At 58.1% G+C, this 21,476-nt stretch carries 12 protein-coding genes; 10 read left to right on the top strand and 2 right to left on the bottom strand.

Annotation, left to right across the window (positions count from 1 at the left end; translation table 11 throughout):
* Positions 1-7,652: Tc toxin subunit A-related protein (locus V0R60_RS19290; protein ID WP_330143360.1), on the bottom strand; the 7,652-nt coding region annotated here is incomplete at its 3' end.
* Positions 7,653-7,840: 188 nt separating this feature from the next.
* Positions 7,841-8,002, bottom strand: a complete 162-nt coding sequence (locus V0R60_RS19285; protein WP_330079961.1) for a hypothetical protein — start codon at positions 8,000-8,002, stop codon at positions 7,841-7,843.
* Between the two features lie 144 nt (positions 8,003-8,146).
* Here V0R60_RS19285 and V0R60_RS19280 point away from each other — a divergent pair, with 144 nt between their 5' ends.
* The 10 genes from V0R60_RS19280 to V0R60_RS19235 all read left to right on the top strand — a co-directional run bounded on the left by V0R60_RS19280 (position 8,147) and on the right by V0R60_RS19235 (position 21,476).
* The gene (locus V0R60_RS19280) at positions 8,147-10,171 is read left to right on the top strand and encodes an alpha-1,4-glucan--maltose-1-phosphate maltosyltransferase (protein WP_330079962.1); all 2,025 of its coding nucleotides are present in this window, start codon (positions 8,147-8,149) and stop codon (positions 10,169-10,171) included.
* A gap of 13 nt (positions 10,172-10,184) precedes the next feature.
* The gene (gene treS / locus V0R60_RS19275) at positions 10,185-13,496 is read left to right on the top strand and encodes a maltose alpha-D-glucosyltransferase (protein ID WP_136476826.1); all 3,312 of its coding nucleotides are present in this window, start codon (positions 10,185-10,187) and stop codon (positions 13,494-13,496) included.
* Complete coding sequence (gene glgB / locus V0R60_RS19270; RefSeq protein WP_330079963.1) at positions 13,497-15,704, top strand: 1,4-alpha-glucan branching protein GlgB; 2,208 nt, start codon at positions 13,497-13,499, stop codon at positions 15,702-15,704.
* A 255-nt stretch (positions 15,705-15,959) separates the two neighbouring features.
* A complete protein-coding gene (locus V0R60_RS19265; protein ID WP_330079964.1) occupies positions 15,960-16,403 on the top strand; it encodes a CopD family copper resistance protein in 444 nt (147 codons plus the stop codon).
* An 85-nt stretch (positions 16,404-16,488) separates the two neighbouring features.
* Positions 16,489-17,835, top strand: a complete 1,347-nt coding sequence (locus V0R60_RS19260) for an oxygen-independent coproporphyrinogen III oxidase (RefSeq protein ID WP_330079965.1) — start codon at positions 16,489-16,491, stop codon at positions 17,833-17,835.
* Entirely contained in the window at positions 17,819-19,207 is a 1,389-nt protein-coding gene (hemN, locus tag V0R60_RS19255; protein ID WP_203541621.1) for an oxygen-independent coproporphyrinogen III oxidase, read from the top strand. The genes V0R60_RS19260 and hemN overlap by 17 nt, the downstream gene beginning before the upstream one ends.
* A 101-nt stretch (positions 19,208-19,308) precedes the next feature.
* Positions 19,309-20,112: a CbbQ/NirQ/NorQ/GpvN family protein gene (locus tag V0R60_RS19250; RefSeq protein WP_136476821.1), complete on the top strand. Its 804-nt coding sequence runs from the start codon at positions 19,309-19,311 to the stop codon at positions 20,110-20,112.
* On the top strand, positions 20,096-20,680 hold the full coding sequence (locus V0R60_RS19245; protein ID WP_330079966.1) for a cytochrome c oxidase subunit 3 family protein: 585 nt from the start codon (positions 20,096-20,098) through the stop codon (positions 20,678-20,680). Before V0R60_RS19250 ends, V0R60_RS19245 begins: the two co-directional genes overlap by 17 nt.
* A 9-nt stretch (positions 20,681-20,689) precedes the next feature.
* Positions 20,690-20,938, top strand: coding sequence for a cytochrome C oxidase subunit IV family protein (locus V0R60_RS19240; protein ID WP_203480017.1), 249 nt, complete (start codon positions 20,690-20,692; stop codon positions 20,936-20,938).
* Positions 20,939-21,035: 97 nt separating this feature from the next.
* Complete coding sequence (locus V0R60_RS19235) at positions 21,036-21,476, top strand: c-type cytochrome (RefSeq protein ID WP_136476818.1); 441 nt, start codon at positions 21,036-21,038, stop codon at positions 21,474-21,476.

Genomic DNA, 21,476 nt, shown 5'->3' with positions numbered 1-21,476 from the left:
GCCTTACTCGCCTGCTGTGCCTCACTGGCGGCCTCGGGGGATTTCAATGCCGGGGTATCGGCATCGGCGAGGGCGGCCTTAAGCGCTTCGGTGGCTGCCTGTTCGGCTTCCCTGGCAGTGACAACGGCATTGTCGGCGTTGCCACTTCCTGCAGATGTACCGCCGGAGTGATTCTTGGGGTCAACCTCGCTCTGTGACCTGTTGTGCAGGAGTGCCCGCACGCCCTCGCGGAAGTTTTCCGATCCTGAATACGCTGAGTAGATGACATGCAGTGTAATGTCTTCAAGCGTGCAGTTTTCACCGTTGAAAAGCCCAGGATTGTTTTTTGCGCCTCCCGGGAATTCGATTTTCCAACTGGATATCAACCCTGTGCCCTCGAAGGGTTGGTAGCGCGACTTGTCGGGAACTGATGGCTGTAGATCGAAGTTGCGATTGACATCCTTCACTGCCCATATAGCGATGCTCTGATTGGGGCGCAAGTCGCGAAGCACGTACTCTGCGTTGCCCTGGGTGGCCGAGTACAAATGCATCGCACCGTCCAGCGCGTCGGTCAGCAAGACTTTGTTCGCGGTCTGGTAGAGCATGGCCGACAGCGGCGTGGAGGCATTGGCCTTACCGATGTTGAATGAAAGCCAGACTCGCTCGATCCGGCGTAGGTAATGGCCTGGGAAATCCTTGTCGAAATCCCAGGGTGTCAGTTCAAAGTGAATGACATTCTTGGCCAGTTGCGCTTGAAGTTGCTTCTTGTCCCAGCCGTTGAGGTCCAGCAGGGAGAGGTCTTTGTGGATATCCAGCGGACGATGGTTATCGTGTATGGCGGCCACGTCCATCTGCATCAGGTCACGTGCCAATGCTTCGCCGGCGAGCATGCCACGCCAGTTGTCGAGCCAGGCCTCGGGCTTGATCCAGGTGCTTTTGAAATCGCCCAGCTCGAACTGCAGACAGGCTTCGGCCATCATGCACAGCGACGACGTGGCATCGTAGGCCAGGGTATAGATCTGCGACAGTCGACCGATCAGCCAGAGGTAAGTGGTGTGGCTGGCAAACACCGAGGTCATCACTTCGTATTCGGCACGGTGTGCCGCCTGGGTGGCGCGGGCCTCAGCGACGGCGATACTGGCTGCCTTGATGCGTACATCCTGTGCGATCAGTTGCTTGTCGAGCACCCTCAGTTCGTGGGTCGCCTGTTGGACTTCGTACTGCCAATGTTTGTGGCGAAGTAAGTAGTCAGCTTGCAGGTTAACCGTGTTGCTGGCGGTCTCCAGCAGTTCGGCCGTCGCTTCCAACGCGTTGGCACCAGACTCTGCAGCTTCTTGAGGCTCGGCATTGCCAAATGCCATGCCAAAAACCTTAGGAACCAAGGCCAAGGCGCCGGCAAGGCCGTAGAAGGCTATTGATTCGGTCCGTAACGCACACGAGCTGATAGCAAGACTCAAAGCCGTCGTCTCTAGCGTGTTTACCCCTTCGTCCTCAAGGTTCTGGTAATAGTCCAGGCGCTGCTGAACCATTTCTTTGCTGGTCAAAACCGTATCACGCTCGCGCTTGGCCAGTTCCAGCGCCTGTTCCTGAAGCTGGCAAGGGAAATCGAGCAATTTGATCAGGTTGCGCTTGCTGAGCAGTTCCAGTTGCTGGGTGGCTTCTGTGCCGTAGAAACTTAGCAATGTCTGCCCCAACCCTATCAGTTGTTGCACGGCCTCACCCGCGCATTTGCGCGCTTCGTCGTAGCGGCAGGGTGGTACTTCGCGCGCTTTCAGAGCGTGGCCTTGCGCCTCGCTACTGCCGCCTTGCCCCAGGGCTATCAGCTCCAGGGCGTCGGGATCGAGCATGATTGACGCGGGCTTGCCATCGAGGGTCAGGCCGTGGCGCAGGTTGTACAGGCGGTTGCGCAACAGGTTGCGCAGCTCGACCAGTTTATTATTCAGCGGCGGGCTGAAGGCGCTCGATTGAGCGCTTTCCAACGTCGGGGCCCGCAAAGGGGTGGTGGAGAGATCCTCCGGCAGTAGGCCGATCAAGCGCAGCGCCTTGTCGTAGCACAGGGCGGCCTCAACCAGCGAGTCGAGGGTAAGCAAGCGGTACTGGTCGTCGCCCTGACGTTGCCAGTTTTCCACCACGAACAGGTGCAGTGCCTTGCGGTAACGCTCGGGTTCAGCGTAGGCCAGCAGGTCGGGATCGTTTGCCTCCGCGGGAGCTGAGAAGGCTGCGCGCTCTAGCAGCGGTTGGGAAAGCCAGAACAGAGGTGGGTGGTTCCCTGCGGGCACCCAAGTGCGGTAGGGGTCGAATAGGTAGCGAGTACACCAGCGCCAGGCTTGCCTGTATTCGCGGTTCTGGCGTTGCAGCCAGGAAACCAGAAAGGGCACGTGAAAGAACAGTTCCCAGAAGTACAGGCCGTTGGCGCCACGAAAGTCGACGGTGGTGTGTGTACTGCCGGGTTCCAGCGGCGGCTCAGGAAGGTGTTGGGCTTCCCAGGACAGTGCCCGATCCACCGATTGTGTCGCCATCGCGACCAGTTCCTTGCCGAACAGGGTGTTCAGGCGCAAGGTCTGAGTACTTAACCGAAGCGCCTCGGGCGCTTTTGCATTGGCTTCATTCAGGTCCAGGTACAGTGCCTGCACATCATTGCGCCTGATCTGCACGCTCGGCGTAGCGTCGTCCTGCTGATCCTCTAATTGGTAGACCTGGGTAGATGAACCGAGGAGTTTGCTGTCGTCGGGCGCTTGTGCGTACACAGACAAGGTGAACGTGTATTGGCTCACATCTCGTTGGATTGGAGTCTGGAAGGTGACCTGCCCCTTCCCATCCGCCACTAGCACGTCTTCGAACGTCATCGTGTGTGTTACATCGAGATAGAGCAGAATCCGGCGAAACGCATTCGGATCCTGCTGGCGAAGGCGTAGCGTCGCTTCCAGCAATGCCTGTGAGCCAGTTACGCCCTCGGTCGTTAGCGCGTTGCATTCTTGAGCGATGAACGCATTCTTTGCATCCGCTTGGTTTTCTCGAGTGGCGGTGTCGATGGCGGCGGCAAAGGCAATAGGTGCTTCGATTTGACTGGCTGAGCTGATGCCCATCGTTTGGTTGTAAGAGGCTTGGGACAGGTAACGAACTTTGAGAAGTGCCTCTTTTAGTTGGGTGAATTTCTCAGGTTCGTCGTCAGCGAGTTTTTTAAGCTCATTCAGGCCTGGGGTGTCGAGCAAATTGTGTTCAGGTTTTGAAAGCGTCCAGCTCGGGTTTGTTGCGGCGGAGTACTGTGCGGATAGTTTTGCTCTGAGTCGAATGTCTTGCGATTTTCCATAGTATTCAACTTTATAGGCTGGGATGGGGAGGAAAAAGTCCTCCGCGTCGACCGGATCCACCCGATACTCGATCAAGGTTAAATAAAATTCGTTTGATACTAAAAATTTTTTGCTTGGCGAAGAGCGATCTTCTTGAAGCCTCATGTCGGATTTGTTAGGGTCTGATGATGTGAGGGTGCAAAAAAGTGCACCTTCAGAACCTCCTTGTTTGGTTTTAAATGTTGATGATAGGGTGATTGCAAAATAGTTGTTTTTGACGTGTTCGTTAATTTGCTTGATATCATCAGGCTGTATTTGATAGTTAAATTTACCAATGAATTTAAAAATCAGTTGGTCGTACTCGCCAGCAAATATAAAGGCGCCGGCTGATCTGCCATGGTCAGCGAAATTATCAATTACCTCTGCCTTGATGTTAATGGTCGCGTGGTATATTTCGTCGGCCGATTGTGTAGTGATCTCTTTAACGAACCATCCCTTGTTACGGCGCTTCCATTTACTGTCGGTATTCACCGTGATGTCGATATTTTTCCGGTCGGCAGCAAGCGCAGCCTGTATCTTCACGTCTCCTTGAGTGGCTATTTCGTACTGCGCAGACTGTTCTTTGATGGCGGCACTGTCCCAAGTGAAGGGGGAGGTGCCGGTCGCGGTTTGCTTTAGTAGCGTAATTGCACCTTCATAGGGATGCTGAACAACTCTGGGATCGAAGAAAAAACTCAGCCAGTTTTTGATTAGTTTCTTTTCGAGAGGCCGGTTTTTTTTGTCGTTGAAATCCAGTTCTTTGTTTTCGAGCAGCAGTAAGTCCTTGCTGACGATGAAGTAATTATTGTCACGCTGGGGTGTAGTACTCTTGTCACCGAGCACGAGGGTATCGAACAGTGCGACCGTCAGCCACGGATCATTGAGCCGGTCGCCGTTGATGTTCACCATGACCATCAGGCCCGGTTTGTAGGCCTTGGTCTTCAGGAAGGGGTTCCCCGTTGCACTGCCGTTGTTATCCACTTCGGGAGGCTCTATTTCGCTGGCGAACTTCCCCTCCAGATCGTGCCCGTCCAACCTGAGAAGTTCGTTGGTCGTGCTCCAGGTGCCGTCGATTTGCTGAAAGGCAAAACACACCCTCAAGGGATAATATTTACTGGGCCGTTGATCTTTGCCCATGGCGATTGCGGTGGATTCCCACTCCACCCACACGGCGTAGCGACGGCCGGCTACAATCACTGGCCGAATCAACTCGATGTGGGTGCGAAGGTCGTTCTTAAGCAGCGTCTGTTCTTCCGTTGACTCATGCGTTTTCGGTAGCGGTGTTAACGCCAGTTGCCCGCTGAGCGATAGCGTAATTTTCTCCCATTCCCCCCACGCGAGCATGCTCGGCGCGTTGTCCTGATCGCGCTGAGCCATATCCAGCGTGCGCCAGTAATACTCCGCTGGCTCCACGTTGGTCTTGCCGATAAAGTGGTAGGTGTCGGTTAGCGGTGAGGTGCCATCGGCATACACCGAAATGGGCTGGATATTGCTGAGTTTCTCGAAGGTGCTCAAATAGCCAAGCATCGCGGTCTGAATGTCGTCAGGCTGGCATTTGCCCTGGGCCAACAGGCTTTCCAGGTCGTTGAAGGCGGTAGTCTTGCGCAGGCGGCGTGTGGGGTCGATGAAGTTCTGTGGCTCGTTATGCGCATCCTTGCGCAGCTTCCAGCGCTCGTAACTGCTGCCGAAGGTTTCCCACTCCTCGCGCTCGGCCTCGCTGATCGCGGTGCTGCGATAGCCGTTCTCCAGGCGTGAATGGATCTGGTGCAGGTAGCGCTGCAGGCTGGCGATGGCCGATAAGGTGCGGGTGGTGAGGGGCTCATGGGATACCTGCAGGTCGATCAGCAAGTAGTCGGCCAAGGTCTGCGGGCTACTGATCCAACTGCGCGCGACTTCCTTGGGCGCCCACTTGATGATCATCCACTGCATCAGTGCGTCGCGCCAGGCAACGCTCATTTGCTCCTCGAGGCCTTTACGTTGCTTGCCCGAGCAGCCTTTGCGCAAGGCGATGGCGGTTTGCTGGAAGGGTGCATAGTCTTGGGCGTGAGGAAGCTCGCTGAGCTCGAGCAGGGTGTCCACTGCCAGGTTATGCTTGTCCGCGAGCGCCAGCAGGCGTAACAGTCGATTGATACCACGCAGGGTGGTAGGCGGCTCAATCTTGGTCAAGGCGGCAAGTGTACCGTCGGGTTGACCGAGTAGACGCTCAAGCGTTGCCCACGCCGCGTCAACGCGGCAGCCTTCAAGTGGACCCTTCAGGTCAGTGTCGAATTCGGCCAGGTAGCTGAGCAAATCCTGCTCCCTCTGACCCACTGCTAGCCTGGCCAGCAGTGCCTTGTAGCGGCCAAGCTGGTAAACAGTCGTGAGGTCGAGGGCGCGCCAACTTTCGTTATCTTTGCCTTCGAGGTCGAGCCTGCCGGGGTTCAACGAGATTTGCTGGAGCAGGTCGGCGCTGAGCTTGAACAGCTTTACCAGATCGCTGTGGCGCTGCAGTGTGGACCACTGCTGATTGTCGCTGTCGGTGAAGTAACTGAGCGGGGAGGTTCCGTTGGCGGATTGTTGGCGAATGACTTCAATTCTGGCACCCAGCGCTTGGACGTCGATTTTGGCCCAGCGCAGCAAAGGCTCCACCAGGTTACCCGCCTCAAGGCCCAGCGCCTTGCTCAGCGCCAGGTGTAATGCGTCCGGATTCTGGACCGTGTCAGCGTCGGCCCTGAAAACGCTTTCCCACGCTGTCACGCGGTAATGCACCTGGTAGTTCAACACCTTGGCCAGTTGGAGGGCGTCCAGACCTTGCTGCTGCATCCACTCCATTGCCTGGGTCACCGCGCCGATCACATCGACGATGTCCGCCCTGTCGTTTGCTCCCAACAGGTCAGGTGTGCCAGCCAACTGTTGGCGGTAGACCGGTTGTTCTTCAATTAATAGGGCAAGTAGTGTTAGCCCTTGTAGTGTTGAGCTGCCAAACAGACGCGACAAGGTAACGATTCGGTAACAGGCTGAGACCACCGCCAAGGACCGCTTGGGTTTACTTAGACCCTGGGCGGTGATGACCCAGCCCAGAATTACGCGCAGCACGGCGTCGTCTACTTTCAGCCCTAGGCACAATTGTTTGATGGTCAGCACATCGGCGTCGCTGGTGGCCAGAGGGTCGAACTCACTGTCGTCCAGAGTTAGAACGGGGTGCGCGCCTGCGCCTTCGTCATTGTTGGCGGGGGCAAACAGTTGGTCGTAGAAAGACACCTGCCGGTCAGTGGCATAAGGCGAGATCTCATTGAGCAACGCTGCATACTGCCAGGGGGTGACGTTGTACTTGTGCTGCAGATGACGGAACAGGCCAAGGGCGCGCAAGGTGTTGGTGGTCAGCGTGTAATTGTCAATTTGACCTTCGGCGCGCAGTGCGGCCATGACCAGACCATCGGTTTCGGCGGCGCTGAGGTCCAAGGCCCGTTGTAGGCGCAAGATACGTTGCAGTCGGTCCAGGTGTGCATCCGTAAGGCCGGTGACAAGCACTGATTTTTTCACCGGTGGCTCCACTGCGGGCGCTTCGGTGAGATGTAAAGGTGTCGCTGCGTTGTTGATGAACGTTGCGCCATGCACCTTGCTTGAGGGCGTGGCCACCGAGGTGACATAGGCGCTGCGGGTCACTGTGGTGATGTTCTCGCCCACGGCGTTGACGGCCAGCAGTTGGCGCAACTCCCGACGTGTCAACCCTAGCGCTTTGGTCAATTTTCGCGTGGAGTTGAGGGTAGCCAGTAGCGGAGTGTCCTGGCCACTGCCGTTGAGCAGGAACGACTGCAATTGTGGCGAAAAACCGCTACTCAGGGTGGTTGCTGCGCGTTGGGTGGCGAGTGCGAGGTTGTCGTAAATGAACGCCGGATAGCTCACTTGCGCACTGCGCAGTACATCCCAAAGCGGTAGCTGTTTCGCCGCCAGGGTGGCTTTGATCGACTCCCAGGCATAATGGAACGGCACGTTGGCTCCATACGCTTCGCTGGCGACCTCCTGTTGCAGTGATTGATTCGCAGGCAGTGCTTCGGTCGCGCGCTTTTCCAGCAGGCCCGTTATCAGCCGCACTTTGGGCAGGCTTTTTCTGCTGTTCCTGTCATCGAGTGTCAACGCCAGTAAGTCAGGGCGCCGTGTCAGTAGGGTGATTGGTGCGCTGACATCTGCCCGCACCTCGAAGGCCTGAATAAGCGTCTTAAGGTAGACCAAATACGCCAGCCGGCTGTTGTTTGCCATCAGCGCCCCGGGTGCGCAGCGGGTTTTGTCGTCGGCAAACAGACTCATGTAAGTGGCAGTGTCTGGGCGTTTGGCGGGGCTGCCTGAAAGGATCAGATCATTCATGCAAAGACTCCTTCGCGGGCTGCATCAGACTGCCCTTGACGTAATGAGAATGTACTGACACTACGCCCAGCGGACGCCTGCGCGCACCTGACAAAAATGCCAGGTGGAGCAGAGTTTGTGATGGCCTTATCGCAACACGGCGCCGTCCACAGCCTGCAACATCTGCTGATCCTCAGCCTTGTCTATCCTCAAGCTTTGACCGGCGGTTCGTCACTGGGTGGGTCGCCGACGGTGGGAGGTACGGTCGGCTTGATCGGCAGTTCGTCGGGATCTTCTTCCGGCACCGGCGGTGGCAGGGTGGGGTCGTCTATGTTTGGATCCGGGGTTTCTGCCGGGATGGGGATGTTCATGGCCTGACCTCGCTCGTGGGATCTGGATGAATGGACTCAATGATTTTCGACTGCACGCTCCGCCATTCGCTCATTATTTTTTGAACCCCGCGCCGCCCGCCCGCTCTGAACTCTTACTGCCACTTCGTAACGGAGCTAGGATCGATGACCCGCGATGAGCCCTTCGAAACCGACCGCACAACCACGGCAAACGATCATCCAGACCAGGCGATCAGCCTGTCCCAGGCGCTGTTGGAACCGCGGATCGTGATCGAGAATACGCTGCCGGTTCTGGACGGCGGCCTGTTTGCGGCCAAGGCAGTGGTCGGTGAAAGGGTCGAGGTCAGCAGTAAGGTTTATACCGATGGCCATGATAGCTTGGCAGTGATGCTCAATTGGCGTCAGGCCCACAGTCGGCGCTGGCATTGCGTGCCCATGACGTTTCTCGGCAATGATCTGTGGCAGGCTTGGCTACCGGTCACCGAGCAGGGCGGGCACCTGTTCAGCATCGAGGCGTGGATCGACCCATTTGCCACGTTTTGCCATGACCTGGAAAAAAAGTTTAACGCAGGCGTGCCTGTCCTGCTTGAGTTGCAGGAAGCGTTGCTGCTGCTCGACCATAATATTCAACGCAGTCAGGGCCTGCTTCGAGAGCAGTTGCTGGGGTTGCGCCTGGCGCTGCCGACCCAGACGCCAGAAGAACAGGTGGAGCGGCTGCTGCATGCCGACACGGCCTTGCTGATGCGTGAGGCCGATCATCGAACCTTCTTGAGCCGCAGCCCGGAATACCCGTTGGACGTGGAGCGCCAACAAGCGTTGTTCGCCAGTTGGTATGAATTGTTTCCACGCTCGGTGACCGATAGCCCAGAACGCCATGGCACCTTCAATGATGTCCATGAACGCTTGCCGATGATCCGCGATATGGGCTTTGACGTCCTCTACTTTCCGCCCATTCACCCCATTGGCAAGCGCCATCGCAAGGGTCGCAACAATGCCTTGCAGGCTGCGCCGGATGATCCTGGCAGCCCTTACGCAATTGGCAGCGAGGAGGGCGGGCACGAGGCGATTCATCCGCAGTTGGGCAGCCGAGAGGATTTCCGTCGCCTGGTCGCTGCAGCTCAGGAGCATGGGCTGGAAATAGCCCTGGACTTTGCCATTCAGTGCTCGCAAGACCATCCCTGGCTCAAGGAACACCCCGGTTGGTTCTCGTGGCGCCCGGACGGCAGTATCCGCTACGCAGAGAACCCGCCGAAAAAATACCAGGACATCGTCAATGTCGACTTTTATGCCGCTGAGGCCGTGCCTTCTCTGTGGTTGGCGTTGCGCGATGTGGTATTGGGCTGGGTGAAGGAAGGCGTGAAGATGTTTCGGGTCGACAACCCGCATACCAAGCCGCTGCCTTTCTGGCACTGGTTGATCGCCAATATACGCAGTCAGTATCCGGAGGTGATTTTCCTCGCCGAAGCCTTTACCAAGCCTGCGATGATGGCGCGCCTGGGCAAGGTCGGGTATTCGCAGAGCTATACCTATTTCACCTGGCGCAACACCAAGCAGGAGTTGCGCGAATATTTCGAGGAACTCAACCAGCCGCCTTGGCGCTATTGCTACCGGCCGAACTTTTTCGTCAACACCCCGGACATCAACCCGTTTTTCCTCCACGAGTCCGGGCGCGCAGGCTTTCTGATTCGCGCTGCACTGGCCACCATGGGGTCGGGGCTATGGGGCATGTATTCGGGCTTCGAGCTCTGTGAGTCGACGCCGATACCGGGCAAGGAGGAGTACATGGACTCGGAGAAGTATGAGATCCGCCCACGTGACTTCAGCCAGCCTGGCAACATCATTGCCGAGATAGCCCAACTCAATCGCATCCGACGGCAGAATCCTGCGTTGCAGACCCACCTTGGCGTTGCCTTCTACCATGCCTGGAACGACAACATCCTGTATTTCGGCAAGCGCACTGCCGAGCGCGACAACTTCATTCTGATTGCCATCAGCCTTGACCCGCATAACGCCCAGGAGGCGAACTTCGAACTGCCGCTCTGGGAGTTGGGCCTGGACGATAACGCCGACACGCGCGGTGAAGACCTGATGACTGGCCACCGCTGGACCTGGCACGGCAAGACCCAATGGATGCGCATCGAGCCCTGGCACCTGCCGTTTGGTATCTGGCGTATAGAAAAAGCCCAATAGAAAGGAGTCGAACATGGCCAAGCGTACTCGCCCGGCAGCCTTTATCGACGATCCCCTGTGGTACAAAGACGCGATTATCTATCAAGTTCATGTCAAATCGTTCTTCGACTCGAACAACGACGGCATCGGTGACTTTCCAGGCCTTATCGCCAAACTCGACTACATTGCCGAGCTTGGCGTCAACACCTTGTGGTTGCTGCCGTTTTACCCCTCGCCACGACGCGATGACGGCTATGACATCGCTGCCTACAAAGCCGTGCACAGCGACTACGGCACCCTGGCGGATGTGAAGCGCTTTATCGCCGAGGCGCACAAGCGTGGCTTGCGGGTGATCACCGAGCTTGTCATCAACCATACCTCCGACCAGCACCCCTGGTTTCAGAAAGCCCGGCGCGCCAAGCCGGGCAGCAAGGCGAGGGATTTCTACGTGTGGTCCGACAGCGACCAGAAGTACGACGGCACGCGGATCATCTTTCTGGACACCGAGAAGTCCAACTGGACCTGGGACCCGGTTGCCGGCCAATACTTCTGGCACCGCTTCTATTCACACCAGCCGGATCTCAACTTCGACAATCCGCAGGTGCTCAAGGCCGTTATCGACGTGATGCGCTACTGGCTCGATCTGGGCGTCGATGGCTTGCGCCTGGATGCGATTCCGTACCTCATCGAGCGCGATGGCACCAACAATGAGAACCTGCCTGAAACCCATCAGGTACTGAAAAAGATTCGCGCCGAAATCGATGCCAACTATCCCGATCGGATGTTGCTCGCCGAAGCCAACCAATGGCCGGAAGACACTCAATTGTATTTTGGTGAAGGACAGGGCGACGAATGCCACATGGCCTTCCACTTCCCATTGATGCCGCGCATGTACATGGCCGTGGCTCAGGAGGATCGCTTTCCGATCACTGATATCTTGCGCCAGACCCCTGAAATTCCCGCCAATTGCCAGTGGGCGATTTTTTTGCGCAACCACGATGAGCTGACCCTGGAGATGGTCACTGATCGGGAGCGGGATTATCTGTGGAACTACTATGCCGAAGACCGCAGGGCCAGGATCAACCTGGGCATTCGGCGGCGCCTGGCGCCGCTGTTGCAGCGTGACCGACGCCGGGTCGAGTTGCTCAGTAGCCTGTTGCTGTCGATGCCAGGGACCCCGACCCTGTATTACGGTGATGAAATCGGCATGGGTGACAACATCTACCTGGGCGACCGCGATGGCGTGCGCACCCCCATGCAGTGGTCCATCGATCGTAACGGTGGTTTCTCCGGTGCCGACCCTGCGCGCCTGGTGCTTCCGCCGATCATGGACCCGCTATACGGCTTCGCCTCGGTCAACGTCGAGGCTCAGTGCCATGATCCGCACTCATTGTTGAACTGGAACCGACGCTTGCTGGCGGTGCGCAAGCAGCAGAAAGCCTTTGGTCGCGGTACGCTGACCATGCTCTCGCCGAGCAATCGACGAATCCTGGCCTACATCCGTGAGTACACCGGTACCGATGGCAAGCGTGAGGTCATCCTCTGCGTGGCGAACGTATCGCGCGCAGCCCAGGCCGCTGAGCTGGAATTGTCCCAGTACGCCGACAGCGTGCCGGTGGAAATGCTCGGCGGCAGCGCGTTCCCGCCCATCGGCCAACTGCCGTTTTTGCTGACCCTGGCGCCCTACGGCTTCTACTGGTTTCTTCTGGCGCCGAAGGACCAAATGCCCAGTTGGCACATGGAGCCGGCCCAGAGCCTGCCGGAGTTCACCACGCTGGTGCTGAAAAAACGCATGGAAGAGCTGCTCGAGGCGCCTGCGCGCAGTACTTTGCAGGACAGTATCCTCCCGCAATATCTGCCCAAGCGGCGTTGGTTTGCCGGTAAAGAGGCGCCCATCGATCAAGTGCAGATTGCTTACGGCGTGCGCTTTGGTACCCCCACGACGCCCGTGCTGCTCACCGAGATCGAGGTCAGCAGTGGCGGCAACAGCAGTCGTTACCAATTGCCTTTCGGCTTCATTGGCGAAGAGCAAATCAACAGCGCTGCGCCACAGCAGCTGGCGCTGTCGCGGGTTCGCCGTGGGCGCCAGGTCGGGCTGATCACCGATGCCTTCGTGTTGGAGAGTTTTGTTCATGCGGTGCTCGGTGCCTGTCAGCAAGACGCTCGCTTGCCCTGTGAAGACGGCGAAGTACGCTTTCACGCCACCGAGCAGATGAGCGCCTTGCAGTTGGCAGATGATGCGCAAGTGCGCTACCTATCGGCTGAGCAATCCAACAGTTCGGTGGTCGTCGGCGGCAGCCTGGTGCTCAAGTTGATTCGACGCGTTAATCCCGGGGTGCACCCGGAACTGGAGATGAGCGCCTACCTGACCGCCGCCGGCTTTACCAATATCTCGCCCTTGCTCGGCTGGGTCAGTCGTGTGGACGGTAACGGCCAGGACCACTTGCTGATGATTGCCCAAGGTTATTTGAGCAATCAGGGCGATGCCTGGGAGTGGACCCAGAACAACCTGGAACGGGCCATTCGCGACGAGCTGGAGCCTGGCGACGCTGCGCTTGAGGGGCATGCCGATGCCCTGCAGGATCTGGCCGACTTCGCCGCCATGCTTGGCCAACGCCTGGGTGAAATGCACCTGTTGCTGGCGGCGCCGAGCAAAGACTCGGCGTTTCGGCCGCGGCCTGCCACGGCGCGCGATTGCCAGGCCTGGGGCAAGCACATCGGTGCACAATTGACTCGGGCGCTGGATGTGCTGCAAGCCCACTGTGATGATTTGGACAGTGAGAGTCAGGCCCTAGTCGCCGATCTGCAGCAGCAACGTCAGGAACTGTTGAACACGGTCACCACCTTGAGTGCGCAGGCCCAGGGAGGGCTATTGATGCGTGTGCACGGCGACCTGCATTTGGGCCAGGTGCTGGTGGTGCAGGGCGATGCCTACCTGATTGATTTCGAGGGCGAGCCTGCCCGGCCGCTGGACGAACGCCGGGCCCGACACAGCCCTTACAAGGATGTCAGCGGCGTGTTGCGATCCTTCGACTATGCTGCTGCCATGGTGCTGCGCAGTGCCTCTAGTGTCGACCTCTCGGACAGCGCCCGCCAGGCCCGTCAGCGAGTCGCCAGGCGTTATCTGCACCAGGCCCGACATGCTTTTGTCGAGGCCTATGGGTTGGCCACTGCGGCCATGCCCCATGCCTGGGAACATGCCGACGGCGAGCGTGCGGCACTGGAACTGTTCAGCCTGGAGAAGGCGGCCTACGAAATCCTGTATGAAGCCGAAAACCGCCCGAGTTGGTTGGCCGTGCCTTTGCATGGTCTACATGGCCTGACAAGTACCTGGGGAGAGAGTTGAATGAAACACCTTAAGCGCGAGGAAGGCGGGCTGAGTCAGCGTGATATCGATGCCCTGGTCAGGGCCGAGCACACTGACCCGTTCGCTGTGCTTGGCCCGCACCCCGATGGTGCAGGCGGCCAGTTTGTCCGCGCCTATTTGCCCAATGCCTTGAGTGTTCAAGTGCTGGCGCGTGATGGTCAGCGCCTGCTGGCCGAGATGCAACAATCGGTACCTGGGCTGTTTCTCGTGCACCTCAATGAGCAGCACGCCTATGTGCTGAAAGTCCAATGGGCAGGTGGGGAGCAAATCACCGAGGACCCTTACAGCTTTGGGCCATTGCTCGGTGACATGGATCTCTACCTGTTCGGCGAGGGCAACCACCGCGACCTTTCCTCCAGCATGGGCGCGCAGCCGATGCAGGTTGAAGGTGTCGATGGTGTGCGCTTCTCGGTGTGGGCACCGAATGCCCGCCGGGTGTCGGTGGTTGGCGACTTCAACAACTGGGATGGGCGCCGCCACCCCATGCGCTTGCGTCATGCTTCTGGAGTTTGGGAGCTATTTGTCCCGCGCCTGCAGGCGGGTGAGGCTTACAAGTATGAAGTGCTGGGCCGTGACGGCATTCTGCCGCTCAAGGCGGATCCTCTGGCCCGAGCCACCGAACTGCCGCCCAGCACCGCCTCCAGGGTTGCAGGGCCACTGGCGCACACCTGGCAGGATGAGCGCTGGATGCAAGCGCGTGGCGAGCGTCAGGCTATCACCGCGCCGCTGTCGATCTATGAGTTACATGCCGGCTCTTGGCAGTGCGAGTGTGATGATACCGGGGAAGTTGCGCGTTTTTATAACTGGCGCGAATTGGCCGAGCGTCTGGTCCCATATGTACAGCAGTTGGGCTTTACTCATATCGAGCTGATGCCGATCATGGAGCACCCTTTCGGTGGGTCTTGGGGCTACCAGCCGCTGTCGTTGTTCGCGCCCACCGCGCGCTACGGCTCGGCAGAAGACTTCGCCGCCTTCATCGATGCCTGCCACCAGGCCGACATTGGCGTGATTCTTGATTGGGTGCCGGCGCATTTCCCTACCGACAGTCATGGCCTGGCACGTTTTGACGGTACGGCATTGTATGAATATGAGAACCCGCTCGAAGGTTTTCATCAGGACTGGGATACGCTCATTTACAACCTTGGCCGTACCGAGGTCCATGGCTTTATGCTGGCGTCGGCGTTGCACTGGATAAAGCATTTTCACATCGATGGGCTACGCGTCGATGCCGTCGCCTCGATGCTGTATCGCGATTATTCGCGCAAAGCCGGCGAGTGGGTGCCCAACCGTCATGGTGGTCGGGAAAACCTCGAAGCCATCGATTTTTTGCGTCACCTCACCGATGTAGTCGCTATTGAAGTGCCTGGGGCGCTGGTCATTGCCGAGGAATCCACGGCCTGGCCTGGCGTCAGCCAGCCCACTCAACAGGGTGGTCTGGGGTTCGCCTATAAGTGGAACATGGGCTGGATGCACGACACGCTGCACTACATCCAGAATGATCCTATCCACCGCACTCACCACCATCACGAGATGAGTTTCGGTCTGCTCTATGCGTACTCGGAGCATTTCATCCTGCCGATTTCCCACGATGAAGTGGTGCATGGCAAGCATTCCTTGATCGACAAGATGCCGGGTGATCGCTGGCAGAAATTCGCTAACTTGCGTGCTTACTTGACGTTCATGTGGGCTCATCCCGGCAAGAAGTTGCTGTTCATGGGCTGCGAATTCGGTCAGTGGCGTGAGTGGAACCATGACAGTGAATTGGACTGGTACTTGCTCAAGTATCCGGAGCATCTGGGTGTGCAGCGTCTGGTGGGTGACTTGAACCGTTTGTATCGCGAAGAGCGCGCCCTGCATGAGCAGGACTGCCAGGCGCAGGGCTTTCAGTGGTTGATCGGTGATGATGCGCACAACAGTGTCTATGCCTGGTTGCGATGGAGTGCGAGTGGCGAGCCGTTGCTGGTTGTGGCTAACTTTACGCCAGTGCCGCGGGAGGGGTATCGCATTGGGGTGCCGTTTGGCGAGCGCTGGACTGAGGTGCTCAACAGTGATGCGCAGAGTTATGCAGGTTCCAATTTTGGCAATCTTGGTGAGGTGGTGAGTGAAGGGTTGCCCAGCCATGGGCAGCCTTTGTCGTTGCGTTTGAACTTGCCGCCGTTGGGGGTGTTGATTCTGCGTCCGCGTTAGTTGGGCCCTCCGGTGGGAGCGGGCTTGCCCCGCGATGAGGCCCTTCAATTCAGCCTAATCCATTTGCTCTGGTGGCGCTTAATCACCTTTGCGCCCTTACGGCGCCTTACTTTGGCAGTCGCCCCAAAGTAAGCAAAGGGCTTGCCGCGTGATTCGGGAGCATCCTGCGAAGGCCTTTCTTGATCGGTATCAACCGCATTCAGCACTCCGGGATGTAGGCTCGGAGCCATTGATGGGACGCGAGCCGAGGGTCTGATGATTTATCCAGTGTTGTTGACGCTGCATTTGTTCGCGGCCCTGATTTTTATTGGTACGGTGTTTTTCGAGGTGCTGTTTCTGGAGAGTATCCGCAAGCAGTTGCCTGCCAAGTTGATGTTGCTGCTCGAGCAGGCTGTCGGAAAACGCGCCCGGCAGTTGATGCCCTGGGTGTTGCTGGTGTTGTTCGGTGCGGGTATCGGTATGGTCTGGTTGCGTTATCTGCCGGTACTCGCTACACCGCTGAGCTCGTCGTTCGGGACGTTGCTGTTGGCCAAGATTGTCGTCGCCGCCAGTGTGCTGGTGCATTTTCTCGGGGCCATGGTGTTGTTCAAGACCGATCGTATGAATGCGCGCTGGGTGAAGTTCATTCACAACAGTGTGTTCGCCCATATGATTGTGATCGTTGTGTTGGCCAAAGGCATGTTCTACCTGACCTGGTAAATCCTCTGCGCTTGATACAAATCAAGGCCTCCAAGGCGGTATAGGCAGACACTGAAACTCCGCAGCCCGTCTCGGAGCCTTTGTTATGCTCGATGTCCTTCACTCCCGCAACGAGCAGATCGTTAGACGCGATCAAGGCCTGCTCGACCCCAACTACTACGTCGATATCCGCAAGTTCCATGGCGGTGTCGGCTCGCTGGACGTATTGCGCGGTTTGCGCAGCAGTCGTCAGCATCAGCGCCCCTTATCGTTGAACGTGCAGATACCGGCCAATTTCAGGCAGGCCGGTCAAGTCACGGAAAATTATCTTCAGTGCCTGGCGCGGGAGATCGATCTGGTCGGTTGTCACCTGAGCCCGCAACAACGGATCGAGCAGTTTCATTTAAGCGGCATTCCCGCAGAACCAGCGCAGTTACAACAACTGATGGCACAGTTGCACAGACGCTTCAATTTTCTTACCCACGAGAGCGGCGACTACAGTGCCGATATCGAGCTGCAGCACACCAACTGGGCAACCATGGGGCTGCTGCGTGATCAGGGCTTCAACCATGTAAGTATCGGCGTGCCGGATATTGGCAGCGCGGGTGAACAGTCGGTGGCGCGTTACCAGAACCCTGCGCCGATTCATTCACTGATCGATGCGGCGCGTACGTTTGATTATCGCTCGGTGAGTGTCGATCTGGGATATGGTCATGCCTGGCAAACGCCGCAGACATTCGCCCTGAAGCTGTCCAGCCTGATCGAGCTGGAGCCCGATCGCCTGCAGGTATTCGACTACGCGCATGCACCGAAGCGCTACGCCCAGAGCATCAAGCTCCAAGCCAGCAGTGAGGAAGACAAAGCGCTGATGCGGCGTATCTGCTTTGAGCAACTGCTCGCAGCCGGCTATCAGCATATTGGCCTGGGACAGTTTGTGCGCCCAGATGACGATCTTGCTATTGCGCAGGAACGTGGCCATTTGCGCCGCAACTGCCAGGGTTTCACGCGCCATGGTTATTGCGATCATGTCGGTTTCGGCCTAGGTGCGATCAGCCAGTTCGATACCTTGTATGGGCAAAATACCGAGGCGTTCGACCACTACATGGCGCAGTTGCAGCAGGGGCAGTTGGCAACGGTTCGGGGTTGGCGCTGCGAGGACAGCGACCAGGTCCGACAAAGGGTAACGGAGCGGTTGAGCTGTGATCTAGAATTAGACATCCAGGCCATCGAAACCCGCTACGGTATTGATTTTCAGCGCTACTTCGCCAATGCCTGGCGGCAACTTGAGGCCATGGCTCGCGCCGGGCTGGTGGAGTTGGGCGAGCAGTACATCAGCATATTGCCTGCCGGCCGCCTGGAGGTGGATGTCATCTGCCAGCTGTTCGAGCAGGACGTGAATAATTCGGCGCTTTCGTCCCAACACGACTGGATCGATCATGACGCCAGCATTTGAGTTCAACCGCACCCTGGTGAAGAAATACGACCGGCCAGGGCCGCGCTACACCTCCTACCCAACAGCGCCGCAGTTCCATGAGGCGTTCGCCGTCGATGACTACCTGCAGGCGGTGACGGCCAGCAATCAGGCGGCAGCTGCCAAGCCATTGTCGGCCTATATCCACATCCCGTTCTGCCAGAGCCTTTGTTACTACTGCGCCTGCAACAAGATCATCACCCGCAAGACCCACCGCGCCAGCGAATACCTGGGTTATCTCAAGCGCGAAATAGCCATGCAGGGGCAATTGTTCGATCGCACTCGCAGGCTGACCCAATTGCACCTGGGTGGCGGTACGCCTACTTACCTGACCGGTGAGCAGCTGGCTGAGCTGATGGAGTGCTTGCGCCAGGCCTTCAACATGGACGACAGCGATAACCACGAATTTTCCATCGAGGTCGATCCGCGCACCATCAGCACCGAGCAGATTCAGGTACTGCGAGGCCTGGGCTTCAACCGCTTGAGTTTTGGCGTGCAGGATTTCGACGCCGATGTGCAGGCTGCGGTCAATCGCCAGCAAAGCGAGCAGCAGATATACGATTTGGTCGCAGCAGCACGCCAGGCGCAGTTCAAGTCGGTCAGTGTCGACCTTATCTACGGTTTGCCATTGCAAACGGTCCATAGCTTCGACGTTACCCTGAGCAAGATCATTGCCCTGCGCCCGGACCGAATTGCAGCTTACAGCTACGCGCATCTTCCGCAGCAGGTCCGTGCCCAGCGCATGATTCGTCCACAGGACATGCCGCCGCCAGAGCGCAAGCTGGAACTGTTGGAGTTGACCATCCGCCGCCTCACCGAAGCCGGCTATGTGTACATCGGCATGGACCATTTTGCCTTGCCGGATGATGAGCTGAGCCTGGCCCGCGCCAATGGCACCTTGCAGCGTAACTTTCAGGGTTACTCGACCCACGCTGACTGTGACCTCATCGGCCTGGGCGTGTCATCGATCGGCAAAGTGGGGGACAGCTACAGCCAGAGCGTCAAGCTGCTCTCGCAGTATTATGCGCGGCTGGACCAGGGCATGCTGCCGGTCCAGCGCGGCTATCGCCTGAACGCCGATGATGTGTTGCGCCGTGAGGTGATCAATGAATTGATGTGTCACGGTCGCATCGACTTTGCCAGGTTCGAAGCGGTGCACGGCGTTCGTTTCAATGACTATTTTGCCGAGGCGCTGCAGCAACTGGCTGAACAGGTGGATGACCATTTACTGGCAATTGACCAGGACACCTTGCAGCTGCTGCCCCAAGGGCAGCTTATGATGCGCAACACCGCCATGGCCTTTGACGCCTACCTCGGTGGCGGGCGTAAAGGGCAGTTTTCACGCACGGTCTGAGGGTGCTTGACGGCGATCAAGTTTACCCGGCGCAGTGCTTGTCAGTGGGTCGTCTGCACCTTTAGCGTGGTGCTCGAATCCGCTGCCAAGCCAGGTGTCGCATGACCCTCACCGTTGTTTCCGAAACTCGAAGCAAACCCTTCTATCAACCACAGCACAACGAACAGGCGCTCTTCGAGCAGGCCTGGCGCCACGGCCTGCCCGTGCTAATCAAAGGCCCGACCGGCTGCGGCAAGACCCGCTTCGTCCAGCATATGGCGCAGCGCCTGAACCTGCCGCTACACACTGTTGCCTGTCACGATGACTTGAGTGCAGCTGACCTGGTCGGCCGCCACCTGATCGGCGCGCAGGGCACCTGGTGGCAAGATGGGCCATTGACCCGTGCGGTGCGCGAAGGTGGCATCTGCTACCTCGACGAGGTGGTCGAGGCGCGTCAGGACACCGTCGTGGTTCTGCACCCGCTGGCTGACGATCGCCGCGAGCTGTTTCTGGAACGTACCGGTGAAGTACTGCAGGCACCGCCGTCGTTCATGCTGGTGGTGTCCTACAACCCCGGCTATCAGAACCTGCTCAAGGGTATGAAGCCCAGTACCCGCCAGCGCTTCGTGGCGATGCGTTTCGACTATCCGGCAGCCGCCGATGAAGCGCATATCGTGCGTCATGAAGCCGGGGTGGATGCTGCACTGGCCAACCAGGTAGTGCGCCTGGGGCAGGCGCTGCGACGTCTGGAGAACCACGATCTGGAGGAGGTTGCCTCGACCCGCCTGCTGATTTTTACTGCACGTATGATCGGCGCCGGAATGAATCCGCGTGAAGCGTGCCTGGCCTGCCTGGCCGAACCCTTGAGTGATGACCCGGTAACGGTTGCGGCGTTGATGGACGTGGTCGATGTCCACTTCGGCTAACGCGCAGGTTGCTCCCCGGCGCTTGCCGGGGGATCTGGCGATGTGGTTTTTCATCCTCGCCGAGTTGTCGGTATTCGCCTTGCTGATTCTGGCGTTTGCGACCACTCAGGCGCTCAAGCCACAGCTGTTCGCTGAAAGCCGACAGTTGCTCGACACCTCTACGGGCCTGGCGATGACCTTGAGTCTGCTCAGTGCCGGGTTTCTGGCTGCCCTGGCACAGGAGCAGGTGCGACAGGCACGACCGCGACAGGCGGGCGGGCTTCTGCTGCTGGCATTGTTGGTCGCCTGCGGCTACCTGGGCCTGAAGCTAGGTGAATACCAGCATCTACTCAGCCTGGGGCTGGGTCTTGAGCACAACACGTTCTTTACCCTGTACTGGCTGCTCACCGGCTTTCACTTTCTGCATGTGCTGCTCGGCATGCTGATTCTGGTCTGGTTGGCCAAGGGCTGCTGGCGCGGTGTGTATGGTCCGGGCAGGTGCAGCGGATTCGAGTCTGGGGTGTTGTATTGGCACATGGTCGACCTGGTCTGGGTCGTGCTGTTTCCCCTGGTCTACGTTCTGGATTAAGGAACTCGCATGCACGCATCGAAGTTTTTGCTGCGCTGCTGGCTAGCCCTGGCATGCCTGAGCCTGGTTACCGTGGCACTGGCGCAGGGCAGGGCAAGCGTTTGGCTGGTCCTGCTGCTGGCGGTGCTCAAAGCCTGGTTGATCACCGACGGTTTCATGGAACTGCGCCACGGGCCATGGCGCTGGCGCGCCCTGGTATTGGCCTGGGCGCTGGTGCTGGCACTGCTGGTTGGCGCGACCTTGAGCCTTCGCAGCTAATACCCGAGTAAAACCATCGGCGTTTCTTGATCGCCATCAAGCAGGTTTTCAGCCCTCGCTTTCTATCATGGCCAGGCCAAGCAATGAGGACGCGACCATGTCAGAGACCTTCACCAAGGGCATGGCCAGGAACATCTATTTTGGGGGGAGTATTTTTTTCTTCCTGATATTCCTGGCCTTGACCTACCACACCGAACAAACCTTTCCCGAACGGAGCAATGCCGCGCAATTAACCGACGCCGTGATTCGCGGCAAGACAGTCTGGGAGCAAAACAACTGTATTGGCTGCCACACCCTGCTGGGCGAGGGTGCGTATTTCGCGCCTGAGTTGGGCAACGTTGTCCAGCGCCGTGGTGGCGATGACGGCTTCAAGCCTTTTCTGCATGCGTGGATGAAGATGCAACCGTTGAACGTCCCGGGCCGCCGAGCCATGCCGCAGTTCAACTTGAGCGACCAGGAGGTCGACGACATCGCCGAATTCCTCAAATGGACGTCGAAAATAAATACCAATGGCTGGCCGCCAAACAAGGAGGGCTGA

Origin of the sequence: Pseudomonas auratipiscis, assembly GCF_036324085.1 — a bacterium.
In the GTDB taxonomy this organism is placed as follows: Bacteria; Pseudomonadota; Gammaproteobacteria; order Pseudomonadales; family Pseudomonadaceae; genus Aquipseudomonas; species Aquipseudomonas auratipiscis.
The sequence above is the reverse complement of the archived record's forward strand: the minus strand, read 5'-3'. Positions and strand labels throughout refer to the sequence as shown.